This is a genomic window from Microcoleus sp. B3-A4 (assembly GCF_036705385.1).
GTDB lineage: Bacteria > Cyanobacteriota > Cyanobacteriia > Cyanobacteriales > Microcoleaceae > Microcoleus.
The window spans coordinates 69149-87453 of sequence record NZ_JAUBUI010000019.1; the positions used below are offsets into that span (position 1 = coordinate 69149).

An 18305-nucleotide genomic window follows, 5' to 3' on the forward strand; every position below is an offset into this window, starting at 1 on the left:
AAAACAGCAGTAAATAGTGAATGCTAGATTTGAGGGCGATCGCTAATTTAAAAATACTGAGTTGAGAATAGCGTAAAAATTACAATTATGACTTTTAACCTTCGCGGAGGCAAATCCGATGCGGTCGAGCGCCCTTGGAGGGTGCCACACTACGTGCAGCGGCGGGATCGCACAATATGCCCCCGACGCAATCGGCACGCAGTCCGTCCAAGCGCACCTGATAAGCTGCGATCGACTATGATACCGGTTAACAAGGTCTTGGTTAAGCAGGTATTTATGAATATCACACTTTGGGTTTGGGGGCGTTACGGACTCGCTGTAAGTGCTCTGATTTTGCTAGGAGTCCCGGCGGTAGCTGCACCCAGTGCGATTAAAATTAGTCAAGGGGTATCGCAGCAGGGAGGGGGAAATCCTGCAACGGCTGCTGAAAGAGCTTTGAAAGAAGGGGATCAACTGTACCAGGAGGGGACGGCCCAATCTTTAAGAAAAGCACTCGCCAAATATGAAGAAGCGTTAAAGCTGTTTCGGGCCGGGGGCGATCGCGCTGGGGAAGCTGTCACCCTCAACAACATCGGCGAGGTGTACTCAGATTTGGGAGAAAAACAGAAAGCGCTAGAGTATTACAGCCAGTCGCTTCCACTGAAACGGGCTGTGGGCGATCGTTCAGGGGAAGCTGTCACCCTCACCAACATCGGCAGAGTCTACTCACTTTTAGGAGAAAAACAGAAAGCCCTAGACTATTACAATCAGTCCCTTTCTTTGAGCCGGGTAATAGGCGATCGGCAAAAAGAAGCCTACAACCTTGTAGGTATTGGCATGATCTACGCAGGATTTGGAGAACAGCAGAAAGCGCTAGAGTATTACAATCAGTCCTTTCCTTTGAGCCAGGAAATAGGCGATCGCCGTTGGCAAGCTTTCACCTTGATCGTCGTTGGCAATGTCTATTCAGGTTTGGGAGAGAAACAGAAAGCCCTAGATTATTACAACCAATCTCTTCCCATCAGTCGAGAAACAGGCGATCGCTCTGTTGAAGCCTTCGCCCTGATTTCTGCTGGTAGAGTATACTCAGAATTGGGAGAGAAACAAACAGCCTTAGACTCTTACAACCAGTCCCTTAAATTGTTCCGGGCTATAGGTGATCGCGAACAAGAAGCTCGTACCCTTAACTACATAGGTATTGTCTATTCAGATTTGGGAGAAAAACAGAAAGCCCTAGAGCATTACGGCCAGTCTATTCCCCTCAGCCAAGCTGTGGGCGATCGCTCTGGGCAAGCTGTTACCCTAATCAGCATTGGCCATGTCTACTCAGAATTGGGAGACCAACAGAAAGCTTTAGAGTATTACAGCCAGTCCCTTGCAATTTTCCAGACTCTAGGCGATCGCTCCTCAGCAGCAACCACTCTCACCAGCATTGGCATTGCCTACTCAGAATTAGGAGACAAAGAGAAAGCCTTAGAATATTTTAACCAATCCCTTATCCTCAAGCGAATAGTAGGCGATCGCTCGGGAGAAGCTCGCACCCTCACTGGCATTGGTAACATATACGCAGAATTACAAGACCAACAAAAAGCCCTAAACTATTACAATCAGTCTCTTTCTTTGAGCCGGGAAGCACGCGATCGCCAAAGAGAAGCCTACAGCCTTATAGGTATCGGCAGGAGCTACGCAGAATCAGGAAACAAAGAGAAAGCATTAGAGTATTTCAATCAATCCCTTCCTCTGAGTCAAGCCACCCTCGATCGCTCCTTAGAAGCTCTTACCCTCTATAGTATTGCTACTATCAAACGTGACTCTGGTAATCTTAACGAAGCTCTCACTGAGATTCAAGCCTCCCTCAAAATTATTGAAAGCCTTCGCACCAAAATTGCCAGCCCAGAACTCCGCACCTCATACTTTGCCACCGTACAAAACTATTACCAGTTCTACATTGACCTGTTAATGCAACTGCACAAAACGCAACCTAATTCCGGTTATGATACCAAAGCTTTTGAAGCCAGCGAACGTTCCCGCGCCCGCAGTCTCCTAGAACTTCTGCAAGAAGCAAACGCCGATATTCGCCAAAGTGTCGCCCCAGAATTATTGCAGCGAGAACGCAGTTTGCAACAGCAACTCGATGCCCTTGAAAAACGGCGCGTCGAAGTTCTCAATCGCCCCAACTACACTCCCACCCAAGAAGCAGAATTAGAACAACAACGGCAAACTTTAATCGCACAATATCAGGACATTCAAACACAAATCCGCGCTACTAGCCCCCGCTACGCAGCCCTTACGCAACCGCAACCTCTAACGCTTGCACAAATTCAACAACAAATCCTCGATGAGAATACAATTTTACTCCAGTATTCTCTAGGGAAAGATCGCAGCTATCTCTGGGCTGTCACCAAAACCAGCATCACCAGTTATGAATTGCCTCCAAGCGCCGACCTCGAAAAAGTCGCCCGCAATTTTCGCGATGCTGTGACTAATCCGCGCTCCCGAAACATCCCCTCTCTAGTCGCTGAAGCTAACAACGCGCTCAGTCAAATTATTTTACAGCCCGCAGCAGCACAACTAGCTCAAAAGCGCCTGCTGATTGTTGGCGATGGCGTTCTCAATTACCTCCCCTTTGCTGCCCTATCGCTCCCGGGAAAATCAGGTGAAAATGGGAATCCGCCTTTAATAGTAGACCATGAAATCGTGCTGCTGCCTTCTGCTTCCACCTTGGGAATTTTAAGACAAAACTACAGTGACAGACAACCTCCTACTCGGACTTTAGCGATTCTCGCCGATCCAGTTTTTAGCCCGGAAGATGAACGACTCAAAAACCAGTCAACCGCCACCAATCTGCAAGCAATAGAAACAGTAAATCTGGGTTTAAGCCGCTCTGGTCGCGACAATAACTTACAGTTGAGCCGTTTAAAATTCACTCGCCAAGAAGCTCAAATCATTCAAGCGTTAGTACCAGCTAATTCTCGCACCGAATCTTTGGATTTTGAAGCCAGCCGCGCCGCAGCAACCAGTCAGAACTTAAGCCAATATAAAATCATTCATTTTGCCACTCACGGTTTAGCGAATAGCACTAACCCGGAACTATCGGGAATCATCTTGTCACTGGTAGATGAAAAGGGCAATCCCTTAAACGGATTCCTGCGACTTACTGATATTTTCAATCTCAAATTAGCAGCAGATTTAGTCGTGTTAAGTGCCTGTCAAACCGGAATGGGGCAGAACATTCAAGGCGAGGGCATGGTAGGATTAACACGGGGATTTATGTATGCAGGGGCTCAGCGAGTGGTGGTGAGTTTGTGGAGTGTGGACGATGAAGGAACGGCTAAGTTAATGTCGAGTTTCTATCAGGGAATGCTGCAAAAAGGGTTAACGCCAGCGGCAGCATTGAGGGCGGCGCAACTGCAAATGTTGAAGCAGGAAGAGTGGCGTTCTCCTTATTATTGGGCGGCTTTTAACCTTCAGGGGGAATGGCGATAAATTTTAGGAAAAAAACCAGCATCAATTCCCATTCCGGGCGAGTGTAAGTCTGGCGAGAACTTTTTGCGGTGAATCTGGATACCAAAAAAAAGCGGTTCTGCTTGTCGCAGAACCGCCGTCACAGAGGATGAAAAATCAAAACTTAACGCACAGCGCCCTGTACTGAAGGTGATTCAATTGTTTTCATGAAGTACAGCTTCACTAATTGCCAGGCGTTCGACAGATACAAAGGCAATTTTTGGAAGAATTGCAAGAATTTCGGAGTATTAGAAGCAACAATTGCAGTCAACTGCTGATTGTTCTTGAGGCAAATATCCAGCCGTTCATAAAATTCTGGATTGTTCACGTCCAGCATCACGGGGAATACGCGACCTGCTGTTTCGTTGGTCTTTTTGATGACTTCAATGTCGTATTCGCGAGCATCGAGACCGAGCGATCGATAAAAACCCGCGCGCTGGATATCATTGAGATACATTGTCGCGAACACTGACAGCAAGAAGAAACGGCACCAAAGCTTAGCGCGCCAATCGTTCAACATCTGAGGCTGAGCTCTCATCACCGCATCAAAGAAATCTCCGTGGCGGTTTTCATCCTGGCACCAATTCTCAAAGAATCGGAAAATCGGATAAATCTGGTCTTCAGGATGGGCTTTTAAGTGCTGATAAATCGTGATGTAGCGCCAATAACCAATCTTTTCAGACAAGTAAGTCGCGTAGAAAATAAACTTCGGCTTAAAGAATGTGTAACTGCGGCTCTTTGTCAAGAAACCCAAATCTAGGGACAAATTAAAGTCCGAGAGAGCTTTGTTGAGGAATCCGGCGTGCCGCGCTTCGTCGCGGGACATCAGGTTGAAACCCTCGGCGAGCACTGGATTTTTGTCTTTGAGCCTGCGTCCCAATTCTTTGTAAAGCAAGAACCCAGAAAACTCAGCGGTGCATGAACGTTCTAGAAACTCAATGAACAACTGGCGCTTTTCGCCGTCAATGTGATCCCAAGATTGAGCGAACTCCTCATCCCGCACGAAGTGGTTTTTGTTGTAGTCAACGCGGAACTCTTGGATAATTGCTTCTAGTTCGGCTTCGTTGATCGAGATGTCCATTTTGGCCATCTCGTCAAAGTCTGTTGTGTAAAATCTCGGCGTGAGAATAGTTTCTTTGGCTGGGGCTTTCACTCCCGGCCGCAGTTCTTCAAAAGTGGGTTTTTTGAGGGAATCTACCATATTTTTATTGGATTTCTGCTTATAACTACTCGCTTGTTTCCATTGTCGGGTACTGCGGGCGATCGCGCTCGTGTATGTCCGACCAGCGCTGGCGGCGCGCTCGGTTTGGCGCTCGGTTTGGCGCTTCGTGTGGAATCCAGTTCTAAGCTGCTGTAATTTCCACGCCCTCCAGTTTACCAAGCTGTCGCCCCCGGAAATATGTTACTGGCGTTAAGAATTGCTACGCAGAATTACTCATGGGCTTCCAGACAGAAGGTATGGGGAAACCAAATTCTGCCTTTTGTCAGTTTATTAGGCTACCACACAAATAAATTCCCATGTCAACCTGTTTAAACACCACATAGAAAGTACAAAATGTATAGAGGGACTCCAATTCTTAGAATAATCAGGCAGGATGGTCAGAAAATGAGCAATTTAGGTGTTAGTTACCTTTTATGGGCAGCTTGTTTTTTCGGCCCCTTCGGACTCCACCGCCTCTACAACGGCAAAATTGGTAGTGGTTTGCTGTGGCTGTTTACCTTTGGTTTGTTTGGGTTTGGGCAATTGTTTGACTTGCTGCTGCTGCCGAACATGGTGGACGAACACAATGCCAGTCTCAGGGGCAAACTCGGCGTATCTCGCGAAGGTATACCGCTATATCCCAGCAGCGGGGCGATCGCCGCGACATACCCCAAGCAAACTCCAGACCAGTTAGGGGTTAAACTCCTGAAGGCAGCTTATACCAAGAACGGAAGATTATCTGTCACCCAAGGGGTGATGGCAACCGGCGCTACTTTTGCCGAAGTGGAAGAGGCTTTCACGGCAATGCTCAAAACGGGTTATGTGAGTATCGAGAACGATGCCGTAACTGGCGTCGTGATCTACCACTTTCACGAACTTTAGCTGCTGCGGGTGCGTTACCTAGGGGATTTTGTCTATTTTTCCAGAAGCTAATCGCTGACGCACCCTACTACTTGATATTGCTTACCGAGCAGTTATTGCGGTTTTTCGAGTAAGCATTGCCGACAAAATCGGCTAGAATGTTTGTTTGTCTATATAAGCAAGCAGAAAGTATTTAGCGTCATGGCAGTCCCTAAGAAGAAAACCTCCAAATCCAAGAAGAATATGCGTAAGGCCACATGGAAGCGCAAAGCTGTAGTGGCAGCTCAGAAAGCTCTGTCTCTGGGCAAATCTGTTCTGACTGGACGTTCCAACAGCTTCGTGTATCCCGGCAATGAAGAAGAGGAGGAAGAATAGAAACGGAATACCGGGCATGGGGCGAACCCGATGCCCGATCGATCAATCCTTTTTTGCTGTTGGTAAAATCAGCATCGCATCGCCAAAGGAATAAAAGCGGTACTGATGCTCGATCGCTTCTCGGTACAAATCCAACAGCCGAGGCCTTCCAATCATCGCACTTATCATCATCATCAAAGTAGAGCGGGGCAAGTGAAAATTGGTTATCATCCCCTCTACAACCCGCCACTTGTAACCAGGGTAGATAAACAAATTGGTCGGGCCGCAAAAAGGTTGCAAGGAAAAATCGCCACTCGCGGCGGCGGCTCCCTCTAAAGCTCGGACTGCTGTTGTACCCACGGCAATGATCCGCCCGCCTCGGGCTTGAGTTTCGCGGATTTTCTCGACGGTGGCGGGGGGTACTTCCACCCATTCGCCGTGCATTTTGTGAGCCGTCACGTCTGCCACCTCCACCGGGCGAAACGTCCCTACTCCGACGTGTAAGGTGACAAAAGTTTTTTCGATTCCCCGCTGTTCCAAGCGGCTGAACAATTCTTCGGTGAAGTGCAGGCCTGCTGTGGGGGCAGCCACCGCCCCAAGCCTCTCGGCATAAACAGTCTGGTACTGTTCCGCTGAAGCTTGGGAATTTTCGATGTAGGGCGGCAGGGGTATGTGGCCGTATTCGTCCAAAAACTTCGCCAGATTCTCATCTGTGGGGATGTCAAACTCCAACAGCCGTCCCCCTGTTGCGTCGTCCCTCTCTATAACTGTTGCAGTCAATCGACGACGATCGGGCATCGTGGCATCGGGAAGGCAACAGCAAGGAGCTGTGGTCGAGTCCTCACACGCAGGGGCGATGGGATCAAACTCAATTTTTGCTCCCAACTTTAAGCGTTTCCCCGGTTTGACCAAAGCCAGCCAACAGTTGTGCTGCCGTTCTTCCATCAACAATATCTCCACAGCCGGGCCGTTGGGTTTGTGCCCGTACAGCCTCGCTGGCAGCACGCGGGTGTTGTTCAGTACCAGCAAGTCGCCCGGTTGCAGCAAATCGGGTAAATCCCTAAAAATCCGGTGTTGGTGGCTGCTGGGAGAATCTACAGCCAGCAAGCGAGAACTGTCCCTCGGCACTACGGGATTTTGGGCAATGCGTGAGGGCGGAAGTTCGTAGTCGTAGCCGTCCAAAGACCAGTCCATCTCTGTCATCGAGTGAATTCCTGTGCGATCGATCTGTCAACTGGGTAACAAATTGGGTAAAAACCCCCATCCAAAGTCGGGTGCTTTTCCCCTTGTGGTCGCGGGTATAGCCCGCGAGGATAGAGGTGTAGCATCAGCTTTGCTCATAAGGATCGTTATGGAATACCTCTACTACATCGCCAATACTAGCCTTACTCTGAGAGTCGTCGATTACCTACGCACGGCTCATCATCTTCCTTTGCAATTTATCACTGTTATTCACCAAATTGACGGCTGGGTGGTAAAGGTGAAGATGAGCCAATATTTAACTCCCGAAATGCACGGGGATTTTCGGGCTTTTATGAACGAACTCGGAATTCCTTACGATCCTGAAATTCGCTTGCAAATGGCGCTTTGGAGTTTGGAAACCGGACAGTCGCCGCTGAGCGTGATGCGCCGCTACCAGGTGGCCGTCGTTTGTCATGGCAGCCCTGACCGTAAGGAAATTGAAGCGTTTCGCCAGCAGTTTGTCAAGGGTCTGGGATATTGCCCGGAAACTCTGGCCTAAATTGCTACGCATATAAATTAACTGTGATGACACAACAGGAGAGGGAGAGAAGGGGAAAGCGGGAGAATATTTAACGCTTTTTTCAGCTCCGTTAAAGCTCAAGAGAGAAATGGGCGACAGCCTAGGCAAGTTAACAATTAAGTTAACAATTAAAAATTACCTAGTGGCATTGCTTTGAGATTTTACCCTCTAACTTTTAATTATATATTTTTAATTGCTAAAAGCCGAGGGAATGTATTCTTGCAGGGTGAGTCGGTAGTTTCCTGCAACGGCGGATTGAGAGTTCGCTGCTGTTAATGGTGGTAAAATTTGCTTAGTGTTTTGTTGTGAAGGTTCGCACATGACTAAAGCGACATCAAAGCGACAAGAATTATTGGCTAAATCTGGATGAGTGCTTAAAAATATTTCGGCTGTTTGCCAAAGTTTGGCTTGTTTTGTGGTGGTAACAGCCAACATTCCACCAGCATCCCAATTTCCCGGGCGGCGAGTTTTCACCTCTACAAATGCTAATGTTGGGGATTGGTGATTGGGAAGAACTTGGTTTTTTGCACTTTCTTCATCTCTTCCGAGTGCGATGATGTCAATTTCTCCCCAGCGACAGTGCCACTGCCGGTGCAGGATTTCCCAACCTTGCTGCTGCAACCAGTCGGCGACTAAGTTTTCTCCCAATGTGCCGATATTCCGAGAGTTTGGGGATTGGGGGCAATTGGAGTTAGCCGTGGCGAGCGGGCGAGCGCTCTTTCTGGTAGAATTCAATTCTGAACTGTCACGACTGCCCATTAGCTTGAACTTGTATGATGATTTCTCGAATTCGCCAACATATTTATACTTTCTTGCTGAGTTTTGTTATTTTAGCAGTAATTGCCGCTGGGGCGATCGGCATTAATCCCGCACCTGCTTTCGCTTTGGATCACGACAAAGAAATCCTAGTCGGGGCTGATTTTAGTGGACAAGTTCTGACTGACGACAGTTTTAATAAAGCTAATCTTCGCAACAGCAATTTTACTAATGCAGATTTGCGGGGTGTCAGCTTTTTTGCGGCCAATATGGAAGAGGCAAATTTTGAAGGCGCTAATTTCACGGGTGCGACTTTAGATTTGGCTCGCATGATGAAAGCAAATTTAACTAATGCTATCCTTGAGGGTGCTTTCGCTTACAATACCAGACTCGAAGGAGCTGTCATTGACGGTGCTGATTTTACAGAGACACTGCTGCGAGACGATATGATAGAAAAACTTTGTAAAGTGGCAAAAGGTACTAATCCGGTGACGGGTAGAGATACTCGCGAAACTCTTTTTTGCGATTATTAAAAGGCTCGTTGAATAAAGGAATAAAGTTTTTACTACAAACGGGTTCGTAGTAAGGAGTTTATTCCTTATATCAGTTTAAAAAATGTAACGGCAGGCAAGCTTCAAACCTATCTCGAACGAGTCATCCCCAATCTAAACTCTAAAATATAAAATATAAAAGGGTATTAGCCCCAAGGCAGGGATGTTAAATCGTAAAAATTAACTTGACGCAACCGCTCTAATTCCTTGAGCCATTCTTGTTCGGCACAGAATAATTGGTGATATTCTATAGCCTCTTCGCCACTGCTAGCGGCCTTGGCTTTTTCCCACATATTGAGTGCAATTCGGCGGCGCTTCATGCTGATAATTTGCTCGATACAGGCGAGGGCAGATCTAATGACTAGAGGTGCGCGATAAACGTTTCTTTCTGAGAACTCATTTAAGTGAAATAAATGCGAGATTTGATTTAGTTGATTTGGATATTCAATGAAGCTATCTTGCAATTTCAATATTAACTCTGAAGGCGCTACTTGTAAAGACATTTTGTGCAATATTTCTGCATTCACAATCTGGTGCCACAAAAATCTGTGGTGAGAAAGGCTAAACTGCACGTCTCTAGCTTCTATTGCTTCTCTGACATCTTGGCGGTATTCGGGACAGTGCAAATAAATCTGCAATAATTGCGCTTCTGCTTCTTCTAAAAGACTGCGGGCTACGGCAGATAAGCTGGATTTTGAGTTTTTGTTTTCGCCGCTTGTACGCTGCTTTTTATATTGTTTGTTCGGCTTCAGCTTGTTTCTAATTAACAGGGGCATTGTCAAAGATTCGTCTTGACTCTGCTGCTTTGCCCAATCGCTGACTACTTGATTGAGCAAGTTTTCAGCGATCATTTTTGTGAGTCTAAAATCTCCTTTGCTGAGAATCTCGGCGCTTTTTTGCAGGTAATGTGCTAGCTGATTGTCGTCAGTGATATTGGTTAATAAATTAATGATTTTTTTGGTGACTTGCTGGGAAGTATCGGCTTGCTTCAAATCTTGATTGACGAGCATTTGTTGCAGTTGCCAGTCGATCCACAACGGAGCATTTTCGAGCAATTCTCGATATTGTTCTGGGGAGTACGTTTTGAGGTATTCGTCGGCATCTTTGCCGTCGGGAATGTTGAGCACCCGCAGTTGCACTTCACCTTGATAAGCGAGTTTTTCTATTTCTCCAATCGCGCGTTCTGCTGCTTGAGTTCCTGCTTTGTCGGCGTCGAAGTTGAGAATAATTTGTTTGGAGTCAGTGTAGCGCAATAACTGCCGCACTTGGTTTAAACTTAAGGCTGTGCCCAGGGAAGCGACGGCGTTGGAGATGCCGGCGGCCTGAAGTGCGATCGCATCAAAGTACCCCTCTACAACCACTGCGCGATCGGCTTTGCTAATGGCTGTTTTCGCTGTATCTAAGGCGAATAAAGTTTTGCCTTTATCGAAGAGTTCTGTTTCGGGAGAATTGAGGTATTTCGGCTGTTCGTCGCCGAGAGCTCGGCCGCCAAAACCGATGACTCTGCCTTGGGTGTCGCGAATGGGAATCATAATGCGATTGCGGAAGCGATCGTAATAACCGCTGCCGCCATTTTTTCGGGGTACAATTAATCCAGCTTGTTCTACTAATTGCGCCGGATAGTTTTTCTGTTCTACTAAATAACTGTAAAGTGCTTCCCAACCTTGGGGTGCATAACCTAATTGAAATTGTTGAATAGTTTCTTCGCTGAGCTGTCGCTCTGATTTGAGATATGCTAAGGGTTCTTCTCCTTGGGTTTGTCGCAAAGCGTGTTCGTAAAAGTTGGCTGTTAGTGCTGAGATTTCATAGAGTTGTTCCCGCAGGGAAATTTGCCGCTGCAATTCTTGTCGGTGTTCTGGTTCGACTGTTTTGACGGGGACTTGATAATTTTTAGCTAATTCTAATACTACTTCGCTGAAAGGGCGTTTCTCCAATTCCATGAGGAACTTAAAAGCATTGCCGCCTGCACCGCAGCCGAAACAATAATACATTTGTTTGCCGGGGCTGACAGTAAAGCTGGGAGATTTTTCATCGTGAAAAGGACACAAACCTACAAATTCTTTGCCGCGTTTTCGCAACACGACGCGACCGGAAATGACATCTACTATGTCTGCTCTTTGTTTAACTTCTTCGATTGTTTCTGGATGCAGCCGGGGAACTTGCATAGGGCTATTTTATGCCAATTAAAATTATGTTTATTGTGAGCGCTCGCACTTTAGTAAAGCACAAAAATGACATTTAGGACTTGCACATAAAAACTCAAGCGTTCCGGTTTTTCGTACCAGGGCGGATCGCTGTTAATATGTGTTTTATTAAAAAAAATGGTTTCTCCGTAAGGCATAACTTTATTGTAAGATGTTTACACTAACTGTAAGGAGCATCGAAAATAATGCGAATTTTAATGATGGGCGGTACTCGGTTTATCGGAGTTTATCTTACTAAGATTTTAGCAGCACAAGGGCATGAAGTGGTGTTGTTTAACCGGGGCAACAAGCCTGTACCGGTTCCGGGGGTAAAACAGATTCAGGGCGATCGCACAAATGTTGAACAACTGCAAGAAAAGTTATCGACGGTCGAGTTTGACGCGGTTTTTGACAACAACGGCCGCGAACTCAGCGATACAAAGCCTTTAGCTGAAATATTTAAAGGGCGGGTGCAGCACTTCGTTTACATGAGCTCTGCGGGGGTTTATTTGAAGTCGGATCAAATGCCTCATATTGAAGGGGACGCTACCGATCCTAAAAGCCGGCATTTGGGTAAATGCGAAACCGAAAATTACTTGGCCACATCGGGTTTGCCTTGGACTTCGATTCGCCCGACTTACATTTACGGCCCCCAAAATTATAACGATTTAGAGGCTTGGTTTTTCGATCGCATTGCGCGCGATCGACCGATTCCGATTCCCGGTAACGGAATGCACTTCACGCAGTTGGGGCACTGTCAGGATTTGGCTAAAGCAATGGCGGCGGTTTTGGGCAACTCTAGGGCGATCGGGCAAATTTACAACGTTTCGGGCGATCGATTTGTCACCTTTGACGGTTTAGCACGCGCCTGCATTCAAGCCGCAGGCAAATCCCCTGATGCTATTAAGATTGTACACTACGATCCGAAACAATTTGACTTCGGCAAAAAGAAAGCTTTTCCGATGCGATTGCAGCACTTTTTTGCTTCAGTTAATAAAGCTGTAACAGATCTTAACTGGCAGCCAGAATTTGACTTACTTTCTGGATTGAAAGATTCTTTTCAGAATGATTATGTAGTTTCGGGACGGGACAAAGCTGAGATAGATTTTTCAGTCGATGATGAAATTTTGAAATCGGTTCAAAGTTAAGTTAGAGTGGGAGCATCCCCATGCCAGCAAAAATCTAGAACCCCACCCTCACCCTCCCCTTAGTAAGGGGGGGGAACAAGAAATAAAGCAAACAGACTGTCACAGTAAAGTTCGCACCATGCGCCTTACATCAAAACCCAAAATAGCTACTTAGAGGCGATCGCAAAACTCAACAACGACACCTCTCTTGTAATTATTGAAATTCAAGTTCTAAATCGGCAGGCATTAGACCAGCTAGCTTTGTACAATACAGCCAAAACGGATGGAACTAAATTAATGGTTGAATAACTGCACAAGGGATTTCACCCTAAAATTGATTTTATTAAAATTAAAACTCCCCTGTTGCGGAGCGAGCAATTAAAAAATTTAGAGGTGTCATGTTAGAATTTGCAAATGCGGAAGATGTGACAGCTTGGTTGGAAGCTAATTCTCCAAAGGACTAGGAAATATTAGGTGAATTTCATGCTTGGAATAACACTCGGCAATCGCTACAGTATTATCCGTCACTTGGGAGGCGGCGGATTTGCTCAAACTTATTTAGCTGAAGATAAGCAGCTACCAGGCAATCACCTCTGCGTCGTCAAGCAGCTTAAACCTCACGCAACCGATCCGGAAACTCTAAAGGTAGCAAGACGTTTATTCGATACCGAAGCACAAGTTTTGTACAAGTTGGGAAATCACGATCGCATTCCCCGACTTTTTGCTTACTTTGAAGAAAATCAAGAGTTTTATCTAGTTCAAGAATTTATAGAAGGCCACGATTTAAGTCAAGAAATTACGCCCGCTTCTCCTGGAAATACGGGAGTCATGCAGGAAGATTCAGTCATTTGTATATTGCAGGAACTTCTCGAAATTTTAGACTTTGTACACCAACAAAATGTGATTCATCGCGATGTCAATCCCCGCAATATCCTCCGCAGAGATAGAGACGGAAAATTAGTTTTAATTGACTTCGGCGCAGTCAAAGAAATTACTACTCAAATCACCACTCCTCAGCCCAAGAATAGCTTGAGTGTGAGCATCGGTACTCCCGGTTATATGCCCAGCGAACAAGCTCACGGCAACCCGAAACTCAGCAGCGATATCTATGCCGCAGGTGCGATCGCAATTCAGTTCCTCACGGGCATAAATCCTCACCAAATGCCAAAAGACCCCGATACAGAGGAAATTATTTGGCAGGACAAAACATCAGTCAGTCCTGAATTTGCCAAGATTTTAGATAAGATGGTAAAGTACGATTTTCGGCAACGTTATTCTAGTGCCGGCGAAACGCTGCAAGCTATTAAAGAATTAAAAAATTCTTTCAGCGGTACAGTACCTGTATTGCCTCCGGTTGCTGCGGCGAAGGGGCCGCTCAAATCCCGAAAAAAACTGTATTTAAAAATATTGTCTATCGCCAGTTTAATTGGCATCAGCATTATAGCATCAATTTATGGTGTAAATACTTTTAATTCGGCCAATGCAACTGACCTGTACAACCGAGGCAATACTCTTTACAATTTAAGCAGATTTGAAGAAGCTCTGGCCGCTTACGAGCGAGCAATAAATCTCAGACCGGATTACGCGGAAGTTTGGCAGGAAAAAGCCAAAACTTTATATGAATTGAAAAAATATCGAGAATCGCAGTCAGCTTATGATAAAGCCATAGAATTAAAGCCGGAATACTTGGAAGCTTGGACGGGACGCGGTTATGCTTTGGAGAAGTTGCAACAGTCTCAAGAGGCGATCGCATCTTTTGATAACGCTTTGAAAATCCAGCCCGACTATGCCGCAGCGTGGGAAGGCAGAGGCGATGTTCTGTTAGATTCGCAGCGGTACGAAGAGGCGATCGCTTCCTACGAAAAAGCTGTACAGTTTCAGCCCAATTTGTACGGTGGTTGGTACAATCGGGGACAAGCTTATCAAAAATTAAAACAGTACGATCGAGCCGTGGAATCCTATCAAAAAGCAGTTGAAATCAAATTCGATAATTATGAAGCTTGGTACAAATTAGGCAATGTTTTCCTGGAATTAAACAAAAACCAAGAAGCTTTTGAAGCCTACGAAAAAGCCGTGCGGTTCCAGCCCAATTTTTATCAAGGGTGGTACAGTAAAGGCATCACTTTGTTGAAAATGCGCCGACATGAAGAAGCGGTAGAAGCTTACGAAAAAGCTGTTAAATTAAAACCTAATTATTATCAAGCCTGGTACAATTTAGGCTGGTCATATCACGAATTACGGAAGTACGAACAAGCAATTGAGTGCTACAACAGAGCCTTAGATTTAAACCCGAGAGAATATCAAGCATGGTACAATAGAGGAAATGCTCAGTCCAATTTAAAGCGGTACGAAGAAGCGCTAGTCTCTTACAATGAAGCCGTCTATGTCAAGCCTGACTACTCGGAAGCCTGGTACAGTCGCGGCAATGCGCTTGTGGCGGTAAAAAGATACGAAGATGCGATCGCCTCCTATGACAAAGCAATTCGCTACAAACCGGATTACGGAGCGGCCATAGAAGCAAAAAAGCGGGCAGAAAGTCAGCTAGGAAGCAGCCCGCTAGAATCCCAACCACAACAATAATTGTTATTAGTCCCCCTCTGCTAGGACGAGAGGCAAGTGTAGTAGCGATTTCACGATCCGAACGATCGTGGGAGTAGCTTATCTTTTAGCGAACAGCGGGAGCAATTACGGTAACTCGGCGGCTGTCTACTAACATCGGCCAAAAACCTCGATCGCTCAATGCTTTTACCGCAGCAGTAGCGGCGTTTTGATCCGTTGTATAAGCGACGAATAAAAAGGGACGCTGGCCGTAGGAAGCTAACCCTACTTGCGTGCCTAATGCTTGCTTGACTTGGGCGGCTAATTCCGGTTGGTTGAAGTAATCTACTAACACTGCATAACCAGGGCCCAGGGGTTGGGGATTGAAGGCAAGATTGCCCGTTGAAGGATTGGTGATGGGTTCCGAACCTGGTGCTGGCTGAGGGTTGTAGACTGGCAAATTTTGGGGTAGTGCCGCTGCAGGCGATCGTACTACGTAAGCTTGCAATCCGACAACATCTTCGATGTATTTAACCCAATCGCTGGCGATTTGCGAGTCGCGAAAGCCACCAACTCGCGTCACCGTGTCGTTGATGTACCGACAAACTGTGTTGTTAGTATTTCCAGGGAAAGAGCGTTTTGCTCTTTCTTGCTGTTCGGGTGTTGGGGTGACAATTAACAGTAGATATTCATCGGACAGGGGCGGTTGGCAGCTCGACTCAGCTTTAACAGAAGTCGATAAAAGTGTCAAGGCAAAAAGGGCTATCGAAGTAGCAGAAAATAGGGGGAGAGACAAAATATATTTGTACAATTTACCCCTAATTGTTGTTAGTTTTTTTGTCGAATTTTGGGCTACTTTTTTCATGCTGTCTGTAGGGATGCAAGGGCATCTGGAATAGTTGGTGATGGTGCTTGAAATTCACCTGTCAGTACATATTCTAATCGCAGTTTCAACCAAGTGATGAAGACTGGATCGGTAGAAATAATAGCGGCGGCTGGATGAGGGCATTTTGCTTTAACATCTGCCATTGTCGGTGCTTCTAGGAAAGCGGGCTGTTTGACCAACCAGAAGTCTATTTGTTTTTCTTGTTCGTTGTAGTTGCGAGTTCTTTCTTTAAACACTTCATCTAGGGCTTCTTCTTCTAGCAAAAAGCGTTGGCTGGCTAAAACGTAGTAGTAGGTTTGCATTTTTGTCGCTTGTTAGGGGTTGATTGTTAGCGGTTAATGTCGCCTGTATTGGTCAGTTTTGCTGGTCAATGGCGGGTTTGCCGAGGTGCGGCCGTTCGAGAGTGCTAGACTCTTGTGCCGTTTACTTTACCTTATTTGCTGTCATCTTGGGTAGATGCAGAGCAAGTCGCCTCAGAAAAATCTTTGGTGGCGAGAGTTGGGGGAGTTGTGAGAGTTGCGAGAGTGGCTGGTTATTTTGGGATTTGGGCGATTATTTTTCGGGCTGGTGATTTTCTGGAAAATTTAGGTGACAATAGGAAATTAGATGGAATTGCAGGTTGAATAATTACCAATTATTGAGGCAATCAGGGGGCTGTTAAACCTGATTGGGAGTCGTTTGCATATGAAAACACTTCGGACAGTTTTTGATTGCGAACCCTAAAAAAAGGCTTTCCTGGCGATCAATGTGCTCGCGGGAAAATCACGGGTTTGTGGCTACTACCTAAAAACTGTCCTGACTATTGTATTGAAATGTAAAATGTGTGGATTGATTTGCTCTGACCGAAATAGCTATCGCCCCGCTGTCACTTCCCCCGTTCCCCCAAAAGCGATCGCCCTCCACCCATAGTCAAATAAGCTCAATAAATCACCTAAATTTGTTTTCCAGGGAATGCAGTCAAAGGCTAAACTAATCTAAGTTTTACCATAAAATTTTCTCCCCGTTCATGAACATCGCTTATTTAGTCAACCAATATCCCAAAGTCAGCCACAGCTTTGTCCGCAGAGAAGTGCTAGCCGTTGAAAATTGCGGGATGAAAGTCGCACGCTTTTCGATCCGATCGTGCGAGTCAGAACTCGTTGATGAGGCCGACAAACTAGAGCAAGAATTGACTAAAGTAATCTTAGGAGTTGGTGTACAGGGGTTAGCGTGGGGTTTGCTGCGCGTTGCCGCCACTAGACCAATTCGATTCATCGAAGCTGTGCGGTTAATGTTCAAAGTTGGCTGGCACTCGGAACGGGGGATTTTGCTGCATCTAGCTTATTTAGCAGAAGCTTGCATTCTTTTAAATTGGTTTGCAGAATCCGGTACAGCACACGTTCACGCTCACTTCGGGACAAATTCGACAACAGTCGCAATGCTGTGCCGCGTGCTTGGCGGCCCGACTTACAGTTTCACCGTTCACGGCCCTGAAGAATTTGATAAAGCCACACTTCTTTCCTTAGACGAAAAAATTAAACGATCGACCTTTGTAGCAGCAGTTAGTTCCTTCGGTAAAAGTCAGCTTTTTCGGTGGTGCGATCGCACTTTTTGGTCAAAAATTCACGTCATACACTGCGGCGTAGATGCTGCATTTTTAGCTGCACCCTACGTCCCCATACCCGCAGCACCCCGCTTAGCTTGCATTGGCAGGCTCAGCGAACAAAAAGGTCATTTGTTATTGCTAGAAGCTGCTAACTTGCTAGCAGTTCAAGGCTTAGAGTTTAAGTTGGTACTGGTAGGAGACGGGTCGCTGCGATCGGATATTGAACAGCAGATACTGCAACTCGGCCTGCAAAATCATATAGAAATTACCGGCTGGGCCAGTGGCGATCGAGTTCAGCAAGAGATTTTAGCTTCACGGGCAATGGTATTGCCGAGTTTTGCTGAAGGTTTGCCCGTCGTAATTATGGAAGCCCTCGCTCTCAATCGGCCCGTAATTAGCACTTATGTTGCTGGCATCCCCGAGCTCGTAGAACCCGGTGTTTGCGGTTGGTTAGTTCCTCCCGGTTCCGCAGAAGCATTAGCCGTAGCTATGCGCGCGGTATTGGAAGCACCTTTAGAAAAGCTAGAACAAATGGGGAAAACAGGAGCAGAACGGGTTGCTCAACAACACAATGTTGATTTAGAGGCCAAAAAATTAGTGGCGCTGTTTGAGAAAGCTGTTGAGCCTTGATCGAAGAAGTTTCGCTAACGCCCTTGATGACGGAAATACTTTGACTGCACTCCTGAGCGGGCTGGGTGCGCCCTGCGCACCTTACTCCAAACGCAGCAATCTAACTATAACAGCACTTACGCAGGCATACTATTATATATAGTGCAGAAAAAATCTGGCGGTCGCCGACGGTTTCAAATGGTGAGCGAAGCAACAAAACAGTAAATTTATGGAATTACTTTACAAAAAACTTCAACGATCTTCATCTTAACGCAAAGGATGTTTAAGCTATTGAATGAGGTAGTCAGACAATCAAGTCCGCTTTTAACTGATAAGCTGATACGCAGCTAGATTGTATAATCTAAATATAGAATAAGCGCTCATTAGTTATAATGTATGCCAGCCAAAA

Annotated in this window: 16 protein-coding genes; 9 read left to right on the top strand and 7 right to left on the bottom strand. The window is 46.1% G+C overall.

Annotation, left to right across the window (positions count from 1 at the left end; all coding sequences use genetic code 11):
* Nucleotides 1-87: 87 nt before the first annotated feature.
* Nucleotides 88-3465, top strand: a complete 3378-nt coding sequence (locus tag QUB33_RS10890) for a tetratricopeptide repeat protein (RefSeq protein ID WP_333350235.1) — start codon at nucleotides 88-90, stop codon at nucleotides 3463-3465.
* Nucleotides 3466-3607: 142 nt separating this feature from the next.
* Here QUB33_RS10890 and acsF read toward each other — a convergent pair whose 3' ends face one another.
* Nucleotides 3608-4684, bottom strand: a complete 1077-nt coding sequence (gene acsF / locus QUB33_RS10895; protein ID WP_333350267.1) for a magnesium-protoporphyrin IX monomethyl ester (oxidative) cyclase — start codon at nucleotides 4682-4684, stop codon at nucleotides 3608-3610.
* Nucleotides 4685-5089: 405 nt separating this feature from the next.
* On the opposite strand from acsF, the gene QUB33_RS10900 reads away from it, so the two are divergent.
* Both QUB33_RS10900 and rpmF read left to right on the top strand, forming a co-directional pair.
* Nucleotides 5090-5566, top strand: coding sequence for a TM2 domain-containing protein (locus tag QUB33_RS10900; RefSeq protein ID WP_333350238.1), 477 nt, complete (start codon nucleotides 5090-5092; stop codon nucleotides 5564-5566).
* A 180-nt stretch (nucleotides 5567-5746) separates the two neighbouring features.
* A complete protein-coding gene (gene rpmF / locus QUB33_RS10905) occupies nucleotides 5747-5920 on the top strand; it encodes a 50S ribosomal protein L32 (RefSeq protein WP_006632406.1) in 174 nt (57 codons plus the stop codon).
* Between the two features lie 42 nt (nucleotides 5921-5962).
* Here rpmF and queA read toward each other — a convergent pair whose 3' ends face one another.
* Nucleotides 5963-7102: a tRNA preQ1(34) S-adenosylmethionine ribosyltransferase-isomerase QueA gene (queA, locus tag QUB33_RS10910; RefSeq protein ID WP_333350239.1), complete on the bottom strand. Its 1140-nt coding sequence runs from the start codon at nucleotides 7100-7102 to the stop codon at nucleotides 5963-5965.
* A gap of 148 nt (nucleotides 7103-7250) precedes the next feature.
* Here queA and QUB33_RS10915 point away from each other — a divergent pair, with 148 nt between their 5' ends.
* The gene (locus QUB33_RS10915) at nucleotides 7251-7640 is read left to right on the top strand and encodes a hypothetical protein (RefSeq protein ID WP_006632408.1); all 390 of its coding nucleotides are present in this window, start codon (nucleotides 7251-7253) and stop codon (nucleotides 7638-7640) included.
* A 210-nt stretch (nucleotides 7641-7850) separates the two neighbouring features.
* Here the strand turns inward: QUB33_RS10915 and QUB33_RS10920 are convergent, their stop codons facing one another.
* The gene (locus QUB33_RS10920; RefSeq protein ID WP_333350242.1) at nucleotides 7851-8420 is read right to left on the bottom strand and encodes a YraN family protein; all 570 of its coding nucleotides are present in this window, start codon (nucleotides 8418-8420) and stop codon (nucleotides 7851-7853) included.
* Nucleotides 8421-8434: 14 nt separating this feature from the next.
* Between QUB33_RS10920 and QUB33_RS10925 the strand changes: the two genes are divergently transcribed.
* Nucleotides 8435-8950 carry a pentapeptide repeat-containing protein gene (locus tag QUB33_RS10925; RefSeq protein WP_333199170.1) on the top strand — a complete coding sequence of 172 codons (516 nt, stop codon included), beginning with the start codon at nucleotides 8435-8437 and terminating at the stop codon, nucleotides 8948-8950.
* A gap of 164 nt (nucleotides 8951-9114) precedes the next feature.
* Here QUB33_RS10925 and dnaG read toward each other — a convergent pair whose 3' ends face one another.
* Nucleotides 9115-11133, bottom strand: coding sequence for a DNA primase (gene dnaG / locus QUB33_RS10930; protein ID WP_333350244.1), 2019 nt, complete (start codon nucleotides 11131-11133; stop codon nucleotides 9115-9117).
* A 50-nt stretch (nucleotides 11134-11183) separates the two neighbouring features.
* Nucleotides 11184-11309, bottom strand: a complete 126-nt coding sequence (locus QUB33_RS10935) for a hypothetical protein (protein WP_333350246.1) — start codon at nucleotides 11307-11309, stop codon at nucleotides 11184-11186.
* A gap of 48 nt (nucleotides 11310-11357) precedes the next feature.
* Here QUB33_RS10935 and QUB33_RS10940 point away from each other — a divergent pair, with 48 nt between their 5' ends.
* Nucleotides 11358-12299, top strand: a complete 942-nt coding sequence (locus QUB33_RS10940) for an NAD-dependent epimerase/dehydratase family protein (protein ID WP_333350248.1) — start codon at nucleotides 11358-11360, stop codon at nucleotides 12297-12299.
* Nucleotides 12300-12761: 462 nt separating this feature from the next.
* Entirely contained in the window at nucleotides 12762-14858 is a 2097-nt protein-coding gene (locus tag QUB33_RS10945; RefSeq protein ID WP_333350250.1) for a tetratricopeptide repeat protein, read from the top strand.
* An 85-nt stretch (nucleotides 14859-14943) separates the two neighbouring features.
* On the opposite strand, the gene QUB33_RS10950 is transcribed toward QUB33_RS10945, so the two are convergent.
* Both QUB33_RS10950 and QUB33_RS10955 read right to left on the bottom strand, forming a co-directional pair.
* On the bottom strand, nucleotides 14944-15681 hold the full coding sequence (locus QUB33_RS10950) for a hypothetical protein (protein ID WP_333350252.1): 738 nt from the start codon (nucleotides 15679-15681) through the stop codon (nucleotides 14944-14946).
* Nucleotides 15678-16004: an MgPME-cyclase complex family protein gene (locus QUB33_RS10955; protein WP_333350254.1), complete on the bottom strand. Its 327-nt coding sequence runs from the start codon at nucleotides 16002-16004 to the stop codon at nucleotides 15678-15680. Before QUB33_RS10955 ends, QUB33_RS10950 begins: the two co-directional genes overlap by 4 nt.
* Before the next feature lie 114 nt (nucleotides 16005-16118).
* Here QUB33_RS10955 and QUB33_RS10960 point away from each other — a divergent pair, with 114 nt between their 5' ends.
* Nucleotides 16119-16325, top strand: coding sequence for a hypothetical protein (locus QUB33_RS10960; protein ID WP_333350257.1), 207 nt, complete (start codon nucleotides 16119-16121; stop codon nucleotides 16323-16325).
* A 383-nt stretch (nucleotides 16326-16708) separates the two neighbouring features.
* Nucleotides 16709-17917, top strand: coding sequence for a glycosyltransferase (locus tag QUB33_RS10965; protein ID WP_333350259.1), 1209 nt, complete (start codon nucleotides 16709-16711; stop codon nucleotides 17915-17917).
* Nucleotides 17918-18305 lie beyond the last annotated feature (388 nt).

Bases quoted from the DNA above. Each gene is read 5' to 3' on its own strand.
- QUB33_RS10890 (WP_333350235.1), top strand. From the start codon at position 88: ATGACTTTTAACCTTCGCGGAGGCAAATCCGATGCGGTCGAGCGCCCT.
- acsF (WP_333350267.1), bottom strand. From the start codon at position 4,684: ATGGTAGATTCCCTCAAAAAACCCACTTTTGAAGAACTGCGGCCGGGA.
- QUB33_RS10900 (WP_333350238.1), top strand. From the start codon at position 5,090: ATGAGCAATTTAGGTGTTAGTTACCTTTTATGGGCAGCTTGTTTTTTC.
- rpmF (WP_006632406.1), top strand. From the start codon at position 5,747: ATGGCAGTCCCTAAGAAGAAAACCTCCAAATCCAAGAAGAATATGCGT.
- queA (WP_333350239.1), bottom strand. From the start codon at position 7,102: ATGACAGAGATGGACTGGTCTTTGGACGGCTACGACTACGAACTTCCG.
- QUB33_RS10915 (WP_006632408.1), top strand. From the start codon at position 7,251: ATGGAATACCTCTACTACATCGCCAATACTAGCCTTACTCTGAGAGTC.
- QUB33_RS10920 (WP_333350242.1), bottom strand. From the start codon at position 8,420: ATGGGCAGTCGTGACAGTTCAGAATTGAATTCTACCAGAAAGAGCGCT.
- QUB33_RS10925 (WP_333199170.1), top strand. From the start codon at position 8,435: ATGATGATTTCTCGAATTCGCCAACATATTTATACTTTCTTGCTGAGT.
- dnaG (WP_333350244.1), bottom strand. From the start codon at position 11,133: ATGCAAGTTCCCCGGCTGCATCCAGAAACAATCGAAGAAGTTAAACAA.
- QUB33_RS10935 (WP_333350246.1), bottom strand. From the start codon at position 11,309: ATGCCTTACGGAGAAACCATTTTTTTTAATAAAACACATATTAACAGC.
- QUB33_RS10940 (WP_333350248.1), top strand. From the start codon at position 11,358: ATGCGAATTTTAATGATGGGCGGTACTCGGTTTATCGGAGTTTATCTT.
- QUB33_RS10945 (WP_333350250.1), top strand. From the start codon at position 12,762: ATGCTTGGAATAACACTCGGCAATCGCTACAGTATTATCCGTCACTTG.
- QUB33_RS10950 (WP_333350252.1), bottom strand. From the start codon at position 15,681: ATGAAAAAAGTAGCCCAAAATTCGACAAAAAAACTAACAACAATTAGG.
- QUB33_RS10955 (WP_333350254.1), bottom strand. From the start codon at position 16,004: ATGCAAACCTACTACTACGTTTTAGCCAGCCAACGCTTTTTGCTAGAA.
- QUB33_RS10965 (WP_333350259.1), top strand. From the start codon at position 16,709: ATGAACATCGCTTATTTAGTCAACCAATATCCCAAAGTCAGCCACAGC.